Here is a 22,016-nt window from a genome sequence, read left to right on the forward strand (position 1 = left end):
AATGCAAAACATCCTTAGTTTTTTTGTAGCGATCTCGAGAGAGATCATTGGTTAAGCTACTAAGAGCACACGGAGGATGCCTAGGCGCTAGGAGCCGATGAAGGACGTGGCGAACAACGAAATGCCTCGGGGAGCCGTAAGCAGGCGTCGATCCGGGGATGTCCGAATGGGGGAACCCGCACGTGGTAATGCGCGTGTACCATACAGTGAATACATAGCTGTATCGGAGGCATACCCAGGGAACTGAAACATCTAAGTACCTGGAGGAAAAGAAAACAATAGTGATTCCGTCAGTAGCGGCGAGCGAACGCGGATTAGCCCAAACCAAGGAGCTTGCTCCTTGGGGTTGTGGGACGTCAATGTGGGAAAAGTTCGTTAGGTGAAGCGGTCTGGAAAGGCTCGCCATAGCAGGTAACAGCCCTGTAGCTCAAAACGAACGTATCCCTAGACGGATCCCGAGTAGTGCGGGGCACGTGAAACCCCGTATGAATCCGGCAGGACCATCTGCCAAGGCTAAATACTCCCTAGCGACCGATAGCGAAGCAGTACCGTGAGGGAAAGGTGAAAAGAACCGCGGGAGCGGAGTGAAATAGAACCTGAAACCGTGTGCTTACAAGAAGTCAGAGCCCGTTAATGGGTGATGGCGTGCCTTTTGTAGAATGAACCGGCGAGTTACGTTCACGTGCAAGGTTAAGCTGAAGAGGCGGAGCCGCAGCGAAAGCGAGTCTGAATAGGGCGAATGAGTACGTGGTCGTAGACCCGAAACCGTGTGATCTACCCCTGTCCAGGGTGAAGGTGCGGTAACACGCACTGGAGGCCCGAACCCACGAATGTTGAAAAATTCGGGGATGAGGTGGGGGTAGCGGAGAAATTCCAATCGAACTCGGAGATAGCTGGTTCTCCCCGAAATAGCTTTAGGGCTAGCCTCGGAATGAGAGTAGTGGAGGTAAAGCACTGATTGGGTGCGGGGCCCGCCAAGGGTTACCAAGTCCAGTCAAACTCTGAATGCCACATACTTCTGTCCGGGAGTCAGACAGTGAGTGCTAAGATCCATTGTCAAGAGGGAAACAGCCCAGACCATCAGCTAAGGTCCCCAAGTGTGTGTTAAGTGGGAAAGGATGTGGAGTTGCAAAGACAACCAGGATGTTGGCTTAGAAGCAGCCACCATTTAAAGAGTGCGTAATAGCTCACTGGTCGAGTGACTCTGCGCCGAAAATGTAACGGGGCTAAACACGCCACCGAAGCTATGGCTCGTATCGTCTTCACTGCATCTTTGAAACGGAATAGCACCGGCACATTCGCCAAAACATAACATGAACAAAGTGTCATGGTTTTGGCTAAATGCCCAAGCGAAAGACGGCATCGAAGCTGGAGTGAAGGCGATACGTGGGTAGGGGAGCGTTGTGTATAGGTTGAAGGTCGATCGTAAGGACGGCTGGACAGTACACAAGTGAGAATGCCGGTATGAGTAACGAAAAGACAAGTGAGAATCTTGTCCGCCGAAAGCCTAAGGGTTCCTGAGGAAGGCTCGTCCGCTCAGGGTAAGTCGGGACCTAAGGCGAGGCCGAAAGGCGTAGTCGAAGGACAACAGGTTGATATTCCTGTACCACCGTAGCCGTTTGAACGACGGGGTGACGCAGAAGGGCAAGGACGCAGACGGATGGAAGTGTCTGTCCAAGCAGTGAGGCTGATGTGTAGGCAAATCCGCACATCGTGAAGGCTGGGCTGTGATGGGGAGGGAAATTTCGAAAGTACCGAAGGTCTTGTACTCATGCTGCCAAGAAAAGCCTCTAGTGAGGCGAAGGTGCCCGTACCGCAAACCGACACAGGTAGGCGAGCAGAGCATGCTAAGGCGCGCGGAAGAACTCTCGTTAAGGAACTCGGCAAAATGACCCCGTAACTTCGGGAGAAGGGGTGCCTCGGTAGGGTGAATAGCCCGAGGGGGCCGCAGTGAAAAGGCCCAAGCGACTGTTTAGCAAAAACACAGGTCTGTGCGAAGCCGCAAGGCGAAGTATACGGGCTGACGCCTGCCCGGTGCTGGAAGGTTAAGGGGAGCGGTTAGGGGCAACCCGAAGCTGTGAACCGAAGCCCCAGTAAACGGCGGCCGTAACTATAACGGTCCTAAGGTAGCGAAATTCCTTGTCAGGTAAATTCTGACCCGCACGAATGGCGTAACGACTTGGGCGCTGTCTCAACGAGAGATCCGGTGAAATTTTAATACCTGTGAAGATGCAGGTTACCCGCGACAAGACGGAAAGACCCCATGGAGCTTTACTGCAGCTTGATATTGGACTTGGGTACGATCTGTACAGGATAGGTGGGAGCCTTAGAAGCATGAGCGCCAGCTTGTGTGGAGGCGACGTTGGGATACCACCCTGATCGTATCTAGGTTCTAACCTACTCCCGTGATCCGGGAGAGGGACCGTGTCAGGCGGGCAGTTTGACTGGGGCGGTCGCCTCCTAAAGCGTAACGGAGGCGCCCCAAGGTTCCCTCAGAATGGTTGGAAATCATTCGAAGAGTGCAAAGGCATAAGGGAGCTTGACTGCGAGACAGACAAGTCGAGCAGGGACGAAAGTCGGGCTTAGTGATCCGGTGGTACCGAATGGAAGGGCCATCGCTCAACGGATAAAAGCTACCCTGGGGATAACAGGCTTATCTCCCCCAAGAGTCCACATCGACGGGGAGGTTTGGCACCTCGATGTCGGCTCATCGCATCCTGGGGCTGAAGTAGGTCCCAAGGGTTGGGCTGTTCGCCCATTAAAGCGGTACGCGAGCTGGGTTCAGAACGTCGTGAGACAGTTCGGTCCCTATCTGTCGCGGGCGCAGGAAATTTGAGAGGAGCTGTCCTTAGTACGAGAGGACCGGGATGGACGTACCGCTGGTGTACCAGTTGTTCCGCCAGGAGCATCGCTGGGTAGCCAAGTACGGACGGGATAAGCGCTGAAAGCATCTAAGCGTGAAGCCCCCCTCAAGATGAGATTTCCCAGTATGTAAGACCCCTTGAAGACGACGAGGTAGATAGGTTCGAGGTGGAAGTGCAGCAATGCATGCAGCTGACGAATACTAATCGGTCGAGGGCTTATCCAAAGTTCCCACCAAAGTGAAGAAGAGGCTGACGAAGCGTATTCCGAGTACTTTGGCGGGGCCCGGAAAAACATAAGGATTGTAATGCAGAACTTCGCATCTAGTTTTCAGGGAGTAAACCTATGCTTGAATGTGACTAGTGCACGGTAGAGCGTAGCAAGACCGCATTTGGCGATGCGGACAACCTGAATAGTTTGATCATTGACGCGGGGTGGAGCAGCCCGGTAGCTCGTCGGGCTCATAACCCGAAGGCCGCAGGTTCAAATCCTGCCCCCGCAACCAACGTTTGGTGATGATGGCGGAGGGGAACCACACGTTCCCATACCGAACACGACCGTTAAGCCCTCCAGCGCCGATTGTACTTGATCCGCAGGGATCTGGGAGAGTAGGACGTTGCCAAGCAGCTCGCAGCCCCTTCACTGGTTATCCGGTGAAGGGGCTGCTTTTTTGTGTTATCATGTTGTATAATCCAACTCGTATTTGTAAAAAATAACTTTTTCCTCTTCAGAAGAAATGGATTGGCTTAACGGAAACAGAGGTAATTGTTCGGACCGGTGAAGAAAAACATCAGATCGCCCTATGGTTATACGCTAAGTGACCCCGATTTTGGCGACGGATAACTAATCGAGAAAGTAGATTTTGAATGAAAAGTTTCCTTGTTGGAAATTAAGTAAATGGAAAGAAGTGAAATTGTTGAAGGATGATATTTCAAAGAATATTAAGGATTTTGACGAACGAATTAATACACTAGTAGACGAATTCGAGAATCACATCCATGCACACATTAATGAGGAATACTCGAAATCAACAAAGTGGCCAGATAAATTGGCTGACCGAATAGCATCTTTCGGAGGTAGTTGGAGATTTATTATCATATTTTTTACACTCCTTGCATTGTGGATAATTGTAAATACCTTGTCGTTCACGAAAGTTTTGCATTTTGATGAAGCGCCGTTTATTTTATTGAATTTGGTCCTATCGTTTCTTGCAGGGTTTCAAGCTCCAATCATAATGATGAGTCAAAATAGGCAAGCTGCAAGAGACAAGAGGGAGTCAGTAATTGATTTTGCAATTAATTACAAAGCAGAACATGAAATAGATGATATGCAAGGACACTTACATAGACTTGAGGCAGATTTTGCTGAATTTAGAAAAGTAGTCACAAATGATCTAGTGGAAATAAAAAAGATGTTACAGGACATACAGAAACAATAATTCAAGAAAATAGATGGGGCGGTGATTGAGTGTGGCCAAAGTAGAACTAATTGTTGACAATAATGTATACTCGTTGCAGAGAGAGATTAATAAATTTATCGAAGGAAAAACAGTAGTGCTTGTTACAACATCAATATGTCAAGGGACAGATGGATCAATGGAGTATTTAGCGACAATATGTTATGAGGACTAGCCTGGATTGGCTTGTGTTGGAGCATCTGATGGGAAAATAAGCAGGATGAAGGAAACCGGTCGGCATAACGCCGCCGGTTTTTTTGTGCGGATCATGGGGGTTGCGGCTCGATATACGGAATTCGGCGATATACCATTTCGCCCATACCGCGCCATTACTGGATTATCGTATACCGGACGGAATCTTGTGTATGGCGTTTCCTCCGGTGTTCCGCTTGAATTAGAGCTAGGGCGTGTCGGAAAACCCACTCAGTGGCATCTTTCACCGCCTTTTCGCCCCCTGCTTCGTTCCGTTTGCTTGACGTACCCCCGGTACGCCTTCACAAACGCGCCTTGCATGCAAGGATAAACGGCTTCCGCCCTCTCTTGGGCGGTGCGTTTACCGTAGCGTAATCCGCACAAGGTTAAGCTTAACCTTTCGGATGGAGGAACGAAAATTCGGCAAAATCTGCTACCCTCGGAGTTTCCAGACACGCCCTAGCACAACCATCGCAATCTTGCGGATAAGGAGAAAAGGCAGATGAATTCACACATGGAAACAAAAAAGACCATCTTTCGGCGAGCGGGTACGGTTCGCACAGCGGAGGAAAGGCTCAGGCGAAAGCGCCGATTCAACATGAACGTCCCCCTTATGATCATGTTTGCGCCGATCCTGATTTACTTCATTACCTTTAAATACGTCCCGATGGGGGGACTGATCATCGCCTTCAAAGATTACAACATGGCGGAAGGCATTCTTCACAGCCCTTGGACGGGCCTCGACAATTTCCGGCTGCTGTTTAACAGTCCGATGATGCTCTCCATTATCAAAAACACGTTTTTTATAAGCGTGCTGTCCATCGTTGTCTCGTTCCCCTTTCCGATTATTTTGGCGATCCTGTTGAACGAAATCAGGCGGATGGTGTATAAGCGCATCATCCAGACGCTCGTCTATTTGCCGCATTTTTTGAACTGGGTCATCGTCGGTTCGTTTATCGTGCTGATCTTTGCCCAGGAGCAGGGGATTATCAATAAAATCATTAGCGCGCTCGGCGGCGAGAAGATCCAGTTTCTGTATAACAAGTCGACCTGGCTTGGCATTTTGCTAGGTTCGGGGATATGGAGGGGAGTCGGGTTCGGGGCCATCATCTATTTGGCGGCGCTCGCCAATATCGATCCGAGCTTGTACGAGTCTTCTAGCTTGGACGGTGCCAACAAGTTGAGGCAAATTTGGCATATTACGCTGCCGGGCATTGCGCCTGTCATCGTGCTGATGCTGATCCTCTCAATGGAGCATGTCATGGATGTCGGATTCGATCAAATCTATGTACTCAAAAATCCGATGGTCGGCGATATTGCCAATGTCATCAGCGTGTGGAGCTACGAAGTCGGTCTCGGGCGCGGACAATTCAGTTTAACGACTGCCTTAGGTTTTTTCCAATCTTTAGTCGGGCTAGTGCTTGTGCTGGCCGCGAACAAAATCGCCCGTAAATTTGACCAGGGGCTATGGTAAAGGAGAATCGACATGAGGTCGTCATTCGGCGAGAAAATCTTTTATGGTATTAATTATGTGCTGCTCGGTTTATTCGGCATCAGCTGCATTCTGCCGATTATTCATATCGTATCGCTCTCCTTAAGTTCGGAGCATGCCGTGCTCTCCGGCTTTGTCGGATTGTGGCCGGTCGGCTTCACCCTGGATTCGTATAAGCTGTTGATCGAGGGAACGAGAATCGTAGGCGCCTTTAATAATAGTGTCCTGATTACCGTTGTCGGCACGATATTGAATTTGTTCTTTACCATTCTGGCGGCCTATCCGCTATCGCGCACCTATTTTTACGGCCGGAAACCGCTAACCATGCTGATTCTCTTCACGATGCTGTTCTCCGCCGGACTTATACCGAGCTATCTGCTGATCAAAAGCTTGGGACTGGTCAATACGTACGGGGCTCTATGGCTGCCCGGTCTTGTCGGGGTTTACAATTTGCTCGTTCTGAAAACCTTTTTCGAGAATATTCCGAGGGAGCTGGAGGACGCGGCGAGAATCGACGGATGCAGCGAAACCCGTTTGATTATGCAGATTATGCTGCCGCTGTCGATGCCGGTCATCGCCACGCTCATTCTGTTCTATGCCGTCGGACATTGGAATTCGTTCTTTAGCGTCATGATTTATATCAACTCCTCCGAAAAGCATAATTTGACGGTGTTGGTGCAGCAGATGATCATGAACAACCAGCTGGCTCAACAGGTTACGGAGGGACGTTTGAGCCAGGACATGATGGAGTCCGTCACTCCGCAGTCCATTCAATCGGCAGGCGTCATTGCCATGATCGTTCCGATGCTTATCGTCTACCCGTTTTTGCAAAAATATTTCGTCAAAGGCGTCATGATCGGGTCGATCAAAGGGTAGAGGGGTTGGCCGCAGCGAATCGTCGTGAAAATGCCTATTGGAATTGGAAGTCTATTACTGAGCGAGAGGGGCAATGACAAATGACGATCAAGGTTGGAATTGTCGGAGTGAGGGGCTTAAGCATGCTTACCGGCTTTAAATACATACCGGACACGGAGGTGGTGGCGCTTTGCGATCTGGATGAAGACTATCTTCAGATGCAAGCCAAGAAGCACGATATCCCCCGCACGTATAGAATTTTTGAAGACATGCTCGCCTCGGATATCGATGCCGTGGTCATTTCCACGCCGATGCAGCTGCACGTGCCGCAAACCATTCAAGCGCTCCAAAGCGGCAAGCACGTTTTGAGCGAGGTTACGGCTGGCGTAACGATGGATGAGCTTTGGTGGTTGAAAGAAACCGTGGAACAATCCGGGAAGGTTTACATGCTGGCCGAAAACTACTGCTATATTCCGCAAAACCAGCTCATCGGCAGCATGGTCAGGAAGGGAATGTTCGGGGAGATTTATTTCGGCGAAGGCGAATATATGCACAATATCCGCGAGCTTGCCTATCGGTTCAATCGCCCCGGCGTGGGGGAGAGCACGGTTCCATCGTGGCGCAAATACTGGCAGCTCGGCAAACGCGGCAACTTTTATCCGACGCATAGTCTAGGGCCCGTCATGCACTGGTTTGGCGACCGCATTCGATCCGTCTCCACCTTCGCGACCGGCTGGCATACGGACAAACGCTTTAGACAAGAAGATACGTCCATTACGCTGTGTCAGATGGAAAGCGGGAAGCTGATCAAGCTCCGTTTGGACTGCATATCGAACCGGCCACACAATATGAGCTACTATACGCTTCAGGGTACGAAAGGCAGCTATGAAGCGCCGCGCGGACTCGGGGATCAGCATAAAGTGTACTTTGCCGCGGACGGCGAAAACCCGGGTCATGCCGAATGGCGGCCGCTCAGCGACTTTAACGAGCATTTGCCCGAAAGGTACAAGAACGTAACCGAGGAGCAAAAATCCGCGGGCCATTGGGGCGGCGATTTCTTCATCGTCGAAGATTTCGTCAACGCCATGAAGGGGCTGCAGAAACCGGCGATCGATGTCTATGACGCCTGCGAATGGACGGCTGTGGCGCTGCTGTCCGAACTGTCGGTCATGAACGGCGGGCGGACGATGGAAATGCCCGATTTCCGCAAAAATTCCACGTACGGCGAGCAGATCGTCAAATTGTGAGGAAAGGAGAAAGCGATGAAATTACGCAGCAGCGAGTGGTTCGAAAACGACAACGCCGAATTGACCTTCCAGCATCGTTCCGCGATGCGGGCGATGGGGCATAATCCCGACACCTTCGTCGGCAAGCCGATTATCGGCATTTTTAACGCTTGGAACGATTTCAACAGCTGTAATTATCCGCATAAGGAATTGGTCGAATACGTCAAAAAGGGCGTGCTGCTTGCGGGCGGTTACCCGATCGAGCTGCATACGATTTCCACGCCGGCCGACTTTATGAAGCCGTCCGACCTGCTGTACCGGAACCTGCTCTCCATGGATCTGGAGGAAAGCATCCGGTCGCAGCCGATTGACGGCGTCGTGCTGCTGTGCGAATGCGACAAGACGGTGCCCGCCCAGCTGATGGCTGCGGCGAGCTGCGATCTGCCGGCCCTGCAATTGGCCGCCGGCCATCGTTCGTCGGGCAGCTTCCGCGGCAAGACGGTCAATTACGGCACGGACCTATGGAAGTACTCGGACGACTATAAAGCCGGACTGCTGTCCGATGAGGAATGGCAGGAGCTGGAGAAGTCCATTTCGTGCACGTTGGGAGGCTGCCCGGTCATGGGATCGGCATCGACGATGAAAAGCTTGTCGGAGATGCTCGGCATGATGCTTCCCGGCACGTCCAGCATTCCGGCTACCGACGCCAGGCGCAAAATAGCGGCCGAAGCGACTGGCATGCGAATCGTCGATATGGTGCGGGAAAACCTCACGCCTTCCCGCTTAATGACCGAGCCTGCTTTTCATAACGCGATCAAGCTGCTGGCGGCGATGGGCGGTTCTACGAATGCGGCGATTCATTTGACGGCTATCGCGGGAAGGTTCGGTATCCGGATCCCGATCGAGCGATACGCGGAGCTGACGGAGTCGGTGCCGCTCATCGTCAACCTGCAGCCAAGCGGATCGTACAGCATGGACGATTTCCATCGGGCAGGCGGCTTGCAGCGGGTCATCCACAACCTGATGCCGATGCTCGATGGAGATTGCCTCGGCTGTACCGGCGAAACGATCGGGCGCATCTACGGCTCGGAGATGCCGGAATACGAGACGACGGCGGAAGTTATCGCCGCGCTTGGCGCACCGTTCAAGGAGCGTGCCGGTTTGGGCATTTTGAAAGGGAATCTTGCGCCGCAAGGGGCGGTTATTAAAAAGTCCGCGGTATCACCGCATTTAGTGAAGCACAGGGGGCAAGCCGTCGTATTCGAAAACTACACGGATATGCTGGCGCGGATCGACAGCGACGAGCTGGAGGTGACGGCGGATCACGTGCTGGTCTTGAAATATTGCGGTCCGGTGGCGATGGGGATGCCCGAGTGGGGCTCCATTCCGATTCCGGCCAAGCTGCTGAAGCAGGGCGTGCGCGATATGGTGCGAATCAGCGACGCGCGGATGAGCGGAACCAGCTACGGTGCGGTTGTTCTGCATGCCGCACCCGAAGCGGCGGTGGGGGGGGCCCTTGCCATCGTGCAAGAAGGCGACTGGATCGAGCTCGATATCGAGGCTTCGACGATTCGCCTGATGCTGGACGACAGCGAGATCGAAGCCCGGCTGGCAGCCTGGCAGCCGCCGGAAGCGCAGCATAAACGCGGTTATCCGCGTCTGTTCGCCGAGCATGCGCTGCAAGCGCCGGAAGGCTGCGACCTGGACGTGCTGCGTCCCGATAACAAGGAGGAAGCCGACTTCGTCCCGCCGATCGTCGGCAGAGGGTAAGCTGTTTCGTCCATCAACACAGCGGAGAAAGAAGGGTAAGGCACAATGTCGCTTTCGCGGATACTGGAACAGGTGAATGTACGACGCGTCGCAGACGATACGCTCGAGCTCGTCAAGATGGAGAGCGTGACCGGCGACACCCGGCGAATGGCGGACCGTTACGAGCAAATGCTGATGGAAGCCGGCTGCTCGGTGCAGCGCTATGAATGGATACCGGACAATCCGACCTTGGTCGCCGTATACGGGAAGGATAACGGAGGCCCGACGATTTTGTTCAACGGCCATATGGACGTGGTTCCGATCCCCCATGACGCTGCGGAAGAACGGGACGGCCGCGTGTATGGAAGAGGAGCCTGCGACATGAAGGGTTCTCTTGCCTGCGTGCTTGAAGTCTTGCGGTGCTTGCGGGAAACGGGTACCGAGCTGCCGGGACGGCTGCTTATCGTTGCGAACAGCCTGCACGAAAGTCCTGGGGGAAGAGGAGAGGACCTGTACGCCCTTTTGGAACGAGTCCCGATCAAGACGGACGCAGTCGTCGTCATGGAAGGAGCCACGACGGATTGCACGGTAGCCCAGCTCGGATCGGCCACGTTCGAAATCGTGATTGAACGGGAGGGGGAGCCTTGCCATCAATTGTACGCGCCACCGAATACGCCTCATCCGATCACCGTCGCCTCCGAAATCATCGGTCTATTGAACCGATGGAATCTGGAACTCCGGAACCACCGGATCGAAGATATCGGGTACGCTTCGTATTTTTTGGGATCGGTCCATAGCGGGCAATTTTATAACCAGCTGCCGAACCGGTCCGTTCTTGTCGGCGTTCGGCGGTATGATCCGCTGCAATCCTACGAGGAAGTGGAAAGCGAGCTTCGGAACGGCTTAAACGAGCTTGCCGGAAGGCTCGGCGGCAGTATCCGTCTCGAGATGAAGAAAGTAAGGGACGGCTACCGCATCGATAAAAACAGCCCGGCAGTAGAGGCGCTTCAGCGTGCGGTAAGAGACGTTAGACAAATCGAATTCCCGCCGGTAGGGAAGCAGGTCGTCACCGACGCCGCAATTTTTGCAAACGCACTGGGTGTTCCTGCATTATGCTACGGACCGGATCAGCATACTGCGCATGGAGAAGTGGAGTACGTTGAAATCCATGAGCTTGAATTAACCGTCAAAGTGTATTTGCAATTTATCGAAGAATTCATGGAAATCCAATCTGGAATAAGATGAAACGACAAGTCATTACGGCAAAGGCTGCATAAGGGGATCGCCCCTACCCCAAACAATACCATTATGGGGAGGGACGGAGGGACGAATATGCGTAGCGGATGAAGTTGCTGAGCGAGTCGATGACATGGAAGAGCGGAAGGCTGGCGGCGGGCAGCTAAAGTTCGAACCCAATGCCCGTCCCTATGCCAAGCTGCTGCAAAGAAGGGCCCAATGATGAGGAGGAATCCATATGCCGAATGAAAAGACGGAGCAGCATGCCGAGAAACGTTTGGACCAGGATCGGTCGCAGGAAAAGGACGTCAAAGTCAGCCGCAGAAAATTGTTGACCGCCTTCGGCATGGCTGGTGCGGCGATCGCCGCAGGCAGAATGCTGTCCGGACCGTCCATCGCCTACGGGAAAGGGGAAGAATCGGTTACCGAATCCGTATATGAAGGGCTGTCCGGTAAGACCAAGCTTCCCGTATTAAAAGCAGCGAATCTGGTCGTTTCGACTACGATCGCCGAGATTAGGGCCAACGCCGATCCCGACCCGAAATTCCTCTATTTTGTCCGGGATGAAGGGAAAGAGGGCCATTTCATGGTCGATGTGACCGATACCGCATCGGCCGACAATACGGGAACGGTTGTCGTAGCGGCGTCCGGCGCCCGGTTCAAGCGGATGATAGCGGATGATACGATCGATGTCCGTTGGTTCGGCGCGAAGGGAGACGGAACGACAGACGATACGGAGGCGATCCGCGGAACGATCGCATACGTTTCTTCCTCTTTTCCGGGCGGAGGCGTTGTCTATTTCCCGAACGGGAAATACCGGGTCACGGACGGTTTTTCGTTAACGGCACAAAAAATCAGCTTGCTTGGAACGAAAGCGGAACTCTTTTTGGACAACGCTTCCGATACGATTACGGTGCTTACTTTCCTTAATTGTACCGACTTTTTCGTGGAAAACCTGAAAATATCCAGTTCGAAAACAACGAAGATGTTTTCCAAACAAGCGCATGGGATCGATGTTCGGGATTCGGGCAAGTTCAAGCTGTCGAATCTGGACATCTCCTATCGTACGGATGCCATCAATATCCAACACTGCAATAATTTCACGGTAGAAGGCAACGACGTTTATTATTTGGGCGAAGAAGGAATAAGGATCGGCGGAAGCTGGAATTGGCGCGTAGCGAACAACCGGATCCATCACCATAACGGCGACGGTATTTTGCTCAAGCACGCGGGCAGCCCGGAAGGCATGTACAACGGCGAAGTCATCGGCAACTTCCTGTACGACGGCGTTAGTACGTACGGCCTCGCCAATTCGATCGGCGGCGGGATCAATTCTAATGATGAAGTAACAGGAACAGCCGCAAGCAGACTCCACAATTTGGTCATCAGCGGCAACACGCTCAAAAACCTGCGGTACGGCATCGCGCTCGCCAGCATTACGAATTTCACCATTTCCGGCAATGCGATCATGAATGTCAAAACGGCCGGGATCCGGATGGACAATTCCGTCGGCAACAATCCCACGCATAATCCGGGAGGCGAAAGCTCGATTACGGGGAACACGGTCGAGAACGTGACGGACGGGGAGGGCATTCAGTTTCTGACGAATCAGGCCGTAGTGGATAAGGTGACCATCGCGGGAAATCATGTTCGAGGGGTTAAGCATGCCGTCTCGCATTACCCGGGCATTGCGGCTTCGAATGCCGCCGTCTCCGGCAATATGGTAAGCGATTGCAAGGTTCTGCTGCAGGCCAGCAATTGCACCGTGACCGGCAACCGTTTCATGCAAGGCGGATTTACCGTCTCCGATGGCGCGTCCAACTCGATCAAGCTAATCGAATCCTTCGTGTTTACGGGAAATACGTTCGAGGATACGATCGGCCAGATCGGGATCAGCATCGGATCGGGCATCATTAGCGGCAATTCGATCAAAACGGGCTCCTCCTTAGGCGCGATCCGGTTCAGAAGCAATCCGACAGGCAACGTATACATCATGAACAACAACTATGACTGCCCGAACGCGGCGGAGAAGATTACATACGACGCGGCGGTGACGGCGAGCGGAGCGGGGAAAATAAGCAGCGACTTTACGCTGGCGGGAGCCCTCCAACGTTATGGCAGCGCAGTTCCAACGGTAGGAACGTATACGCCGATGTCCATTATTTGGAGCAAAGACATCGGGCGAGGGAAGCCCGTCGGCCATATCTGCATCTCGGGCGGCACCCCGGGCGTATGGTCCCCGTTCGGCTATATCGGCCAAATCAAGCACGGAACGGCTACGTTAAGCGCATCGTCGGATTCCGTCAACGTTGAGCATAGCCTGGGCGACTTGCCGGCATACGTCTCCCCGACTCCGCTCGGCAATATGGGGCATGTTTGGATTACCGACATGACCACTACGCATTTTACGATACGATGCTCCGTTGCTCCGACAACGAATACCCCGATATTGTGGGAAGCGAAAGCATAGCTGCTCAGAGGAGAACGCGATGACGGCATTATTGTTTAACGGCGATCCGCTCAACATCGTAATCGAAGATAATAGAATACGGGGAACTGAATGAGAGAGCGAATATCCTAAGGCTAAGGAGGAAGACATGGACAAGGGGGAAAACAATCGAATTGTTCGCGCAGAGCTGTTTGGGGCAAAGCCGGAGCTAGACTTTGACAATACGTTGGCCGTGCGGTCGGCGCTTGAAGCTTGCCGGGAAAACGATGGCGCCATACTCGTATTTCCGCAGGGCGTCTATCATTTTTGGCCCGATCGAGCGATTGAGAAGATGCTGTTTATTTCCAATCACGATCAGGAAGGCTTGCGGCGCATTGCTTTTCACTTGACTGGCAGCAGCGGATTGACGATCGACGGACAAGGCTCGGAATTTATTTTTCATGGTCCGATGATTCCTTTTGTTATCGAAGCCTGCAGCCATGTAACGATTCGAAACCTCGCGGTCGATTGGGAGAAACCGATGTTTGCCCAAGGAACGGTATGCCGCGTTGACGCCGAATCGTTCGACATCCGGCTGCCCGAGGGTGCCGATTATAAAGTGGAAAACAACGCAGTATGGTTCGAGTACGGCGGGAAACCGGAAAAGGTATGGGGACTGAACGAATTCGACAAGCGGACGAAGGCGCCTGCCTATCAAAGCGGCGACAGGCTGAGCTGGAGACGGTACCGCAACTTGCGCGTCGAAGAGACGGCCCCAGGCGTGATCACGTACCGTGGTCACAACATGAAGCTGCCGCAGGCGGGAAACGTTGTCGTCATGCGGTTCGGGAAAAGAGAGGACCCGGCCTTTTTCATCAATGGCGGGGAGAACATCAGCCTGGAATCGATCCGTGTCCATCATGCCCCGGGGATGGGACTCATCGCGCAGAAATGCACGCATATTCGCCTGCACGAATTCAATGTGTTGCTTAGACAGGGAACGGACCGTCTCGTAACCGCCGCCGCCGATGCCTCGCACTTTGTAAACTGCCGGGGGCAGATCGTCATCGACCGATGCTTATTCGAGAATCAGTTGGACGATCCGTGCAACGTACACGGCATCTATGCCCGGATTGCGGAACGTATCGGGGACAACCGGTTATTGATCAAACTGGTTCATGAGATGGCAAAAGGCATACCGATTGCCGAGCCGGGGGATACGATCGAATTCGTTCGCCCCGAATCGCTGCTTACGTACGCAGTTTCCACGATTCAAGATGTGAAAACGCTGAATAAGGACTATTTGTTGCTGACATTCGAGCAGCCGCTGCCAAACGGCTTGAACGTCCATGACGTGATCGGGAATGCGACATGGAATCCGGATCTGACGGTCGTGGGCTGCACCGTGAGGGCAAACCGCGCCCGCGGTTTCTTGATTACCACATCCGGTAACGTGCTGCTTGAGGGTAATACGATCAGCACCCCGGGGGCCGGCATCAAAATTTCCGGAGATGCGAACTATTGGTTCGAGTCGGGGGCGGTGAAGCAGGTTACGATTCGCGGCAACGAATTTTTGGATTGCAATCATTGCTGTCCGGACTGGGGAAGAGCCGTCATTGACATCGATCCCGAGATCGAGCGTCCGGAGGCGCATGAAGCGTGTTATCACCGCAATATTTTGATTGAAAACAATGTTTTTGCCACGTTCGATACCGGTATCGTGTACGGCCGTTCTGTCGACGGAATCACCTTCGCGGGCAATGTCATAAAGAGAAGCGATTCCTATCCGGTGCATAACGTTATGCCATATCCGATTCAGCTTCATGCATGCAAGAATGTAACGATTTCAAGCAATCAATTTGCGGACGGGACAACGGCAATTGCACGGATCAACGATGTTGAAACGGAGATAACGTAGACGCACGACAAGGGAGATTTTGTCCAGTAAGCGATAATCGGCTATATACCATTTCGCCGCTATTACGCAGAAACTGGATTATCGTATATCGAACCGGCAATTTGTGTATGGTTTTTCCTCCTGTATTCGGTTTGAATTAGAACTAGCAGTAACGCGATTCCGGCAGGAGGTGATGTTCGAGACTCGCCGTTTTTTCATTCTAACGTATTGAGGCTGCTACTAAAAAAAGGGAGGATTATGTATGCAGAGAACTAAGAAAACGATCGTATGGGCACTTGCCTCCACGCTTGCTGCAGGAACCGCGCTCGCAGGCTGCGCCAAGGAGCAAGGAGACCAACCGTCAGACAAGAGTCCGTCGGCAACGGCTGAAGCGCAAAAGAGAGGGAAAATTTCCGTCATGGTCTACGACCGTGGCCGCGTTCCCGCAGAGGAAGGCACGTACGAGAAAAACCGCTGGACCGAATGGATCAACAAAAATGCGCCTGTCGACGCCACTTTCGTGCCGATCCCGCGCAACAATCCGGGAGAAAAGCTGAACGTCCTGCTCGCTTCGGGCACGGCGCCGGATTTTATCCAGGATTACGATGCTAATAACAAAAATGCCTGGTATGCGTCCAAGCAGTTAATGCCGCTCGATGATCTCATCGAGAAACACAGCGTGGAATACAAAGCGCTGCTCAAGAAATACCCGATTTTGCGCAAGCTGGGAACCCAAGACGACGGAAAACTGTATGAAATCGGAGCTCTCGTTCCGACGGACATCAACTGGATTTTTCTGGTGCGGGCGGATTGGCTCAAGAAGCTCAATTTGGAGGTTCCGAAGACGACCGAGGAATTGTATGCCGTCGCCAAAGCGTTTACGGAAAACGATCCGGACGGAAACGGAAAGAAAGACACGTTCGGCATGTCGCTCGGAGGCGGGTTTAACTCAAATATATTCAACTGGATTTTCGGCGTGCCGAGTGCCGGGCATGCCTTGGAAGACGGGAAAATGGTGTATCCTTGGAAACAGAGGGAAGCGATCGCCGAATTCAAGAAGCGGTTGTATCAGGATGGCCTCATCGATAAGGATTTTGCCGCCGATGCGAACGGGGAAAAAGCCAAGCGCGATTTCGTAAACGGAAAACTGGGCTTCTATACGATGCAGTGGGCGGATGTGAAGACGACTTTCGAGGCTTTCAAGAAAAACGTGCCTGAAGGCCAGCTCGTTCCGATCATGCTGCCGAGAAGTCCGTTCGGCCAGTTCGCTCCGGCGCTTGGCGGACCGGGATCGACACCGGGCGTTATTAACGCGAATGCGAAAGATCCGGTATCCATCATCAAATATATCGATTTTCTGAATAAAGAAGAGACGGTGAAAGCGCTCAAATGGGGAATCGAGGGAGAACACTACAAATTGGATGCCAAAGGTTGCCCGGCTCCCGCCGATCTGGAGAAAAATAAAAAAGAACTTTCCTGGAACGTCGACTATTCGATGGTGAGCAATCCGACCGATGCGACTCGCAAATGCGATCCCCTAGTCATGCAACTCGACACAAGCACTACCGTCGGCCAGGAATATAAAGCCATTTTGGAGACGGCCCGTAAAGTTTACTTGAATCCGCAAACGCCGATGCCCGGTTATTTCCTGAACGCACCGGCTTTGCCGAACGATCTGAATATGATCAACCAGAGCGTTGCCAAATTGGGAGACGAGTATTCGAAGGCGATCGTCACCAATGACTATAGCGCGGAGAAGGCTACCCAGACGGCAAAGGACATGTGGACCAAAGCGGGCGGCGGTAAAATCGACGAGTGGTACAATACGTACTACAATAAAAACAAAGACAAGATCGTAACGGTCATGGATATTTACGAGAAAAAATAAGCAAGGTGAGCGCGGCGCCCTCCGAATAGGGCGCCGATTAGCATGTGCGTGACCTTCAGAGCTCTCGAGTTCTCTCTACCCGGTTAATCGATCTCAACCGTTAACGCTTTTTATGGTTGACTCCTTATTCGTAACTCATTAGACTGTTCATAATTACACTTCATCTTGAAAGGGTTACGCATACGATGGAACGAATAACAAAGATCCCTTCCTTGAAGGCGTTAACGGGATTGATTACACGGCGAAGCTTGTTTATTACCCTTCTGTTCTCTTATCTTTTAATGCTGATCGTTCCCGTTATTGCCGAAACGGTTACCCACTCCAAATATGCCGATCTGCTCAAGAAGGAGACGGCCAATTATAATTTGTCTATTTTGCGGCAGGCGCAGCGTGTTTTGGACGAGCGTTTGCACAACATTGAAGAAGTGGCAAACAATTTGTCATTCAGCCCGGACATTCAGAGATTCCTTAATGTCGGACCCGAGATGGATGCCGCAGATAAGTTGAACATGTCCAAAGCGGTTCAAATGCTAAGCAGATTTAAATCGGCGAACAGCTTTATCGATAGCATTTACATCTATTTCAATAAACCGGATATTATCCTTTCCCACAGTACGAAATCTACACCTGACACTTTGTACAGCGATGTTACCCGGTATCCCGAATGGACACAGGAACAATGGAAAGCATTGCTTCAGCAGAAGCATGTTATGGAATATAGACCGGTGAAAGAGGCGATCGACAATTCTACCATGCATAAAGATCTTTTAATCTTATTGCAAACGTTTTCGTTCGGTCCGACTAACGGCCCATATGCAACATTGGTGATCTCCATCGATCAGAATAAAATAAAGGAATTGCTTACGGACATTCCTTTTTTGAATAAGGGCGCCGTTTATGTTACCGATAACAATAAACATGTGCTGGTCGGAATGGGCGATCAACACTTTCTGAACCAGGCCAAAGAGAGCGACATCCCGTTCCATAATGACAGCGTTTATACAACGATCGGGAATCGGGAGTCGATCATGTCCAGCGTCACTTCGAAACCGGGAGGCTGGACGTATGTTTCGGTCATTCCCACAGCAGTAATCATGCATGACGCAAAGTATATCCAAAAGATGACGCTCCTTATATCCGGTTGTCTATTTGCCGCGGGGGTCGCTCTCGCGTTCGCGCTTGCAAGGGGGAACTACAGGCCAATCAAGAAGCTTGCGGTTTGGCTTAAGGAGAAGTTTACGGAAGGTGACGGCGGCACAACGATTACCAACGAGCTTCAATTTATAGAGTACGCCGCGAATACGGCCTTGAGGGAGAACGATGCGATCAAGAAGTCAATGGATCGTCAGATGCCGATTTTGCGTTCCCATTTTTTGACGCATTTGGTGAAAGGATCGGTGTATGTTGACGACAATTTGGAAAGCTCTCTGGAAAGCATGGGGATTCGTTTTCCTGCCGGTTTCTATTGCTTCTTGCTTGTCAATGTGGACGAGTACCATGCCCATTCGATGGAAGAACGCAACTTTTCCAAATTTGTGATTGGAAATGTACTGGAGCACTTGGGCGGGGGGAAAGCGGCGGTTTATACAGTCGATATCGATTTGGATCGGCTGGGGCTATTGATCAATCTGCACGATGCCGGGGAACACAGCCGAAAGGAAATACAGGAGATAGCCGATCAAACGCTTCAGTTCATTATGCAAAAGTTTTCCAATTACATCAGCGTTGCCATCGGCGGTATCCATGAAGGTATGACAGGTATCAACAAATCGTACAATGAAGCTTTGACGGCTATCGACTATCAGGTTGTGAAAGGATTAAGTACGGTTATCGATTTCGCCGAAATTGAAACGGCAGCATCGGATCAAACCTATATCTACCCGACGGAGACGGAAGTGTTGCTTATTAACAGCATCAAGCTCGGGGATTCGAAAAGGGCGCTTGCCATCCTGCAGGAAGTGTTTGATCTGAACTTTGTGTCCGGCAAGCTAGGGCTTGGAATGGCAAGATGTTTGTTTTTCGATATGATGGGAACTGCGTTTAAGGTGCTTGGCAGTTTTTCGGTTCCTTATGAGCATATTTTTGGCCGTGAATTCAATCCTTATGAAGAATTGACCTCTTGCCGCACGATCCAAGAGATGCAAAAGATTTTGGAAGTCATTTATGTTAAGGCTTGCCGGTTTGTTGTTGAAAAAAAGAAAAGCAATAATCTCGGTTTGAAAGAAAATATTATCCGATATATGGAGAACAACTATGCCGACTATAATCTGGGTCTTGCCGCCGTTGCGAATGCATTCAGCATAAACCCGACCTATCTGTCGAACTTCTTTAAAGAGCAGACCGGCCAAAACTTTATGAGCTATATGAACGGAATCAGGCTGGAAGCGGCCAAGCGTTATCTTATCCATGAGACACTTACGCTGCAGGAAATCGCTCAGAGAGTCGGTTACTCCAATAGCGGCGTATTGATTCGGAATTTTAAAAAGGTCGAGGGCATGACTCCCGGGGAATATAGGGAAAACAACAAATAAAATGCTTTATAAACGAGTGAGCACGGCAAGCTTTCCGTCTATTGACGGGACGAAGCCCGTAGATTCGCTCGTTTTTTCATTTTTTCCGGCTCCCAAAGAAATGATCATTAATAAATGAACATGCCGAATCTGTAGTTTTGCCCATCCGGCAAAGTTCTGAATCTGTTCGGGCAGGCCGGTTTCCCTTATGCTTCATTTGTACGAAAGTGGAACCACATCAAGCTGAAGCGAATGGAAAGAGGTGTGCGAGTATTATGGAGGTTTCCAAGCCGCCAGTTGAAAAATCAGTAGGAGGCAGTCCGGTTGCATGGAACAAGATGCAGTCTTTTTTCCGGCATCTTGTCCGTGATCTTATTCGGAATAAGTTCATCTATCTCATGGCGCTGCCCGGAATCGTCTATTATGCGGTTTATCATTATTGGCCCATGTATGGAGCAGAGATCGCCTTCAAAAATTTCATCCCCGTAAAAGGGATATCAGGAAGCCCTTGGGCAGGCTTTAAGCATTTTCAAGATTTTTTTGAAAGCTATTACTTTTGGCGGATTTTGAAAAATACGGTGCTGATCAATTTGTATTCCTTGTTATTCGGCTTTCCCGCGCCGATTATATTGGCATTGCTTTTGAACGAAATTCGCAGCCGGATTTTCAAAAGTGCCGTACAAACGATTACTTATGTTCCGCACTTCATCTCGATGGTCATTGTATGCGGATTGATCATCGACTTTACCGCCCAGAATGGGTTGATCAACGATTTGATCGCATGGATCGGAGGCAAAAGAGAAAATCTCTTGATGAATGCCGGATTGTTTCGAACCATCTTCGTCAGTTCCGGCATCTGGCAGGAAATCGGATGGAGTTCGATCATCTACCTCGCCGCTTTATCCGGGATCGATCCGCAAATGTATGAAGCTGCCAAGATAGACGGAGCGGGCCGCTGGAGACAGCTGGTGAACATTACGCTTCCCGGAATTGCGCCCACGATCATCATCCTGCTCATTTTAAGAATGGGCCATATGATGGATGTCGGATTTGAAAAAGTTATCTTGCTTTACAACCCTTCCACTTATGAAACGGCGGATGTGATTTCTTCATTCGTCTACCGGAAAGGTCTGGTTGAAGCAAATTATAGCTATAGTGCGGCTGTCGGATTATTCAACTCGGCTATCAATTTCATCATGATCATTATTGCGAACCGGTTAAGCCGGAAATTTTCGGAAACGAGTTTATGGTAAGGGAGGAGCCGAAATGCGTGCAAGGCGAAGTTTTGGCGAAATGCTGTTTGACATAGGAAACGTTGGTTTCCTGCTTCTGCTCATGTTTTCCGCGCTTTATCCGTTTTTGTATGTTGCCCTCGCTTCGGTAAGCGATCCTGCCGAGATGGGAAAACACCAGGGGCTTTTGCTGTCGCCCATCGGTTTCCACCTCGATGCCTATAAGGCCGTTCTGAATAACAAGATGATTTTGACCGGATTCCGGAACACTTTGTTTTACGTTTTGATTGGAACGACGCTTAATGTCGTGTTTACGGCCATGCTGGCCTACGCCTTGTCGCGTAAAGATTTGTTTTTGAAAAATGCGATCATGTACTACGTCGTATTTACGATGTTCTTTGGCGGAGGCTTGATCCCCACCTATTTGATGGTCAAGCAATTGGGGCTTCTGAATACGGGGGCGGCCGTTATTTTGCCGGGACTGATCAGCGCAATGAACATGATTATTATGCGCACGTATTTTCAGTCCCTCCCCGACAGCTTGGAGGAATCGGCCAAGATCGACGGAGCGAATGAATTCGTGATCCTGTTTAAAATTGTCATACCGTTATCGATGCCGATTATAGCGGTTATGCTTCTCTATTATGGGGTTGGCCACTGGAACAGCTGGTTTAACGCCTCCATTTACTTGACGAAGCCGAAGCTATTTCCGCTTCAGCTTGTTCTGAGGGACATCTTGATCAACAGCAAAACAGAAGATATGATGGTCAGTCTAGGCACGAAAAATGGGCAGGACATGAGCGAAATGATTAAATATGCCGCAATCATGGTGGCGACGATACCTGTTTTACTAGCCTACCCGTTTCTCCAAAAATATTTTGTCAAAGGCGTTATGATCGGCGCCATTAAAGGCTAACCGGGTGAATCCTTCACGGCAATTCCGCGGATTGCTGCCGGAGGTTTATCATAAAATCAATCGTTCAAGGAGGGTTC

The 22,016-nt window shown here is 51.1% G+C and carries 12 protein-coding genes, 1 tRNA gene and 2 rRNA genes; all 15 read left to right on the forward strand.

The genetic code is table 11. The features are described from left to right. Window positions 1-49: 49 nt before the first annotated feature. The 15 genes from ACKGJP_RS13695 to ACKGJP_RS13765 all read left to right on the forward strand — a co-directional run bounded on the left by ACKGJP_RS13695 (window position 50) and on the right by ACKGJP_RS13765 (window position 21,939). Window positions 50-3,088: ribosomal RNA gene (locus ACKGJP_RS13695) — 23S ribosomal RNA — on the forward strand. A gap of 202 nt (window positions 3,089-3,290) precedes the next feature. Further along, window positions 3,291-3,367 (forward strand) — tRNA-Met (locus ACKGJP_RS13700). A 3-nt stretch (window positions 3,368-3,370) separates the two neighbouring features. Further along, window positions 3,371-3,487, forward strand: a 5S ribosomal RNA gene (rrf, locus tag ACKGJP_RS13705). Between the two features lie 237 nt (window positions 3,488-3,724). Beyond that, entirely contained in the window at window positions 3,725-4,300 is a 576-nt protein-coding gene (locus tag ACKGJP_RS13710) for a DUF1003 domain-containing protein (protein ID WP_409346187.1), read from the forward strand. A gap of 712 nt (window positions 4,301-5,012) precedes the next feature. After that, entirely contained in the window at window positions 5,013-5,984 is a 972-nt protein-coding gene (locus tag ACKGJP_RS13715; protein ID WP_409346188.1) for an ABC transporter permease, read from the forward strand. A 12-nt stretch (window positions 5,985-5,996) separates the two neighbouring features. Continuing rightward, window positions 5,997-6,878, forward strand: a complete 882-nt coding sequence (locus ACKGJP_RS13720) for a carbohydrate ABC transporter permease (protein WP_409346189.1) — start codon at window positions 5,997-5,999, stop codon at window positions 6,876-6,878. Window positions 6,879-6,958: 80 nt separating this feature from the next. Beyond that, the gene (locus tag ACKGJP_RS13725) at window positions 6,959-8,104 is read left to right on the forward strand and encodes a Gfo/Idh/MocA family protein (RefSeq protein WP_409346190.1); all 1,146 of its coding nucleotides are present in this window, start codon (window positions 6,959-6,961) and stop codon (window positions 8,102-8,104) included. Between the two features lie 15 nt (window positions 8,105-8,119). Beyond that, the gene (locus ACKGJP_RS13730; RefSeq protein WP_409346191.1) at window positions 8,120-9,853 is read left to right on the forward strand and encodes a dihydroxy-acid dehydratase; all 1,734 of its coding nucleotides are present in this window, start codon (window positions 8,120-8,122) and stop codon (window positions 9,851-9,853) included. Window positions 9,854-9,925: 72 nt separating this feature from the next. Then, window positions 9,926-11,077, forward strand: a complete 1,152-nt coding sequence (locus tag ACKGJP_RS13735; protein ID WP_409346192.1) for a M20 family metallopeptidase — start codon at window positions 9,926-9,928, stop codon at window positions 11,075-11,077. A 229-nt stretch (window positions 11,078-11,306) separates the two neighbouring features. Further along, a complete protein-coding gene (locus ACKGJP_RS13740; RefSeq protein WP_409346193.1) occupies window positions 11,307-13,538 on the forward strand; it encodes a right-handed parallel beta-helix repeat-containing protein in 2,232 nt (743 codons plus the stop codon). A 127-nt stretch (window positions 13,539-13,665) separates the two neighbouring features. Continuing rightward, entirely contained in the window at window positions 13,666-15,414 is a 1,749-nt protein-coding gene (locus tag ACKGJP_RS13745; protein WP_409346194.1) for a hypothetical protein, read from the forward strand. A gap of 241 nt (window positions 15,415-15,655) precedes the next feature. Beyond that, complete coding sequence (locus ACKGJP_RS13750) at window positions 15,656-17,281, forward strand: ABC transporter substrate-binding protein (protein WP_409346195.1); 1,626 nt, start codon at window positions 15,656-15,658, stop codon at window positions 17,279-17,281. A 185-nt stretch (window positions 17,282-17,466) separates the two neighbouring features. Further along, window positions 17,467-19,812, forward strand: a complete 2,346-nt coding sequence (locus ACKGJP_RS13755; protein ID WP_409346196.1) for a helix-turn-helix domain-containing protein — start codon at window positions 17,467-17,469, stop codon at window positions 19,810-19,812. Window positions 19,813-20,129: 317 nt separating this feature from the next. Then, window positions 20,130-21,044, forward strand: coding sequence for an ABC transporter permease (locus ACKGJP_RS13760; protein WP_409347157.1), 915 nt, complete (start codon window positions 20,130-20,132; stop codon window positions 21,042-21,044). Window positions 21,045-21,057: 13 nt separating this feature from the next. Further along, window positions 21,058-21,939 (forward strand): carbohydrate ABC transporter permease, encoded by an 882-nt coding sequence (locus tag ACKGJP_RS13765; protein WP_409346197.1) that lies wholly within the window; start codon window positions 21,058-21,060, stop codon window positions 21,937-21,939. The last annotated feature ends 77 nt before the right edge of the window (window positions 21,940-22,016 follow it).

The organism is Paenibacillus litoralis, assembly GCF_046244365.1.
GTDB lineage: Bacteria > Bacillota > Bacilli > Paenibacillales > NBRC-103111 > Paenibacillus_V.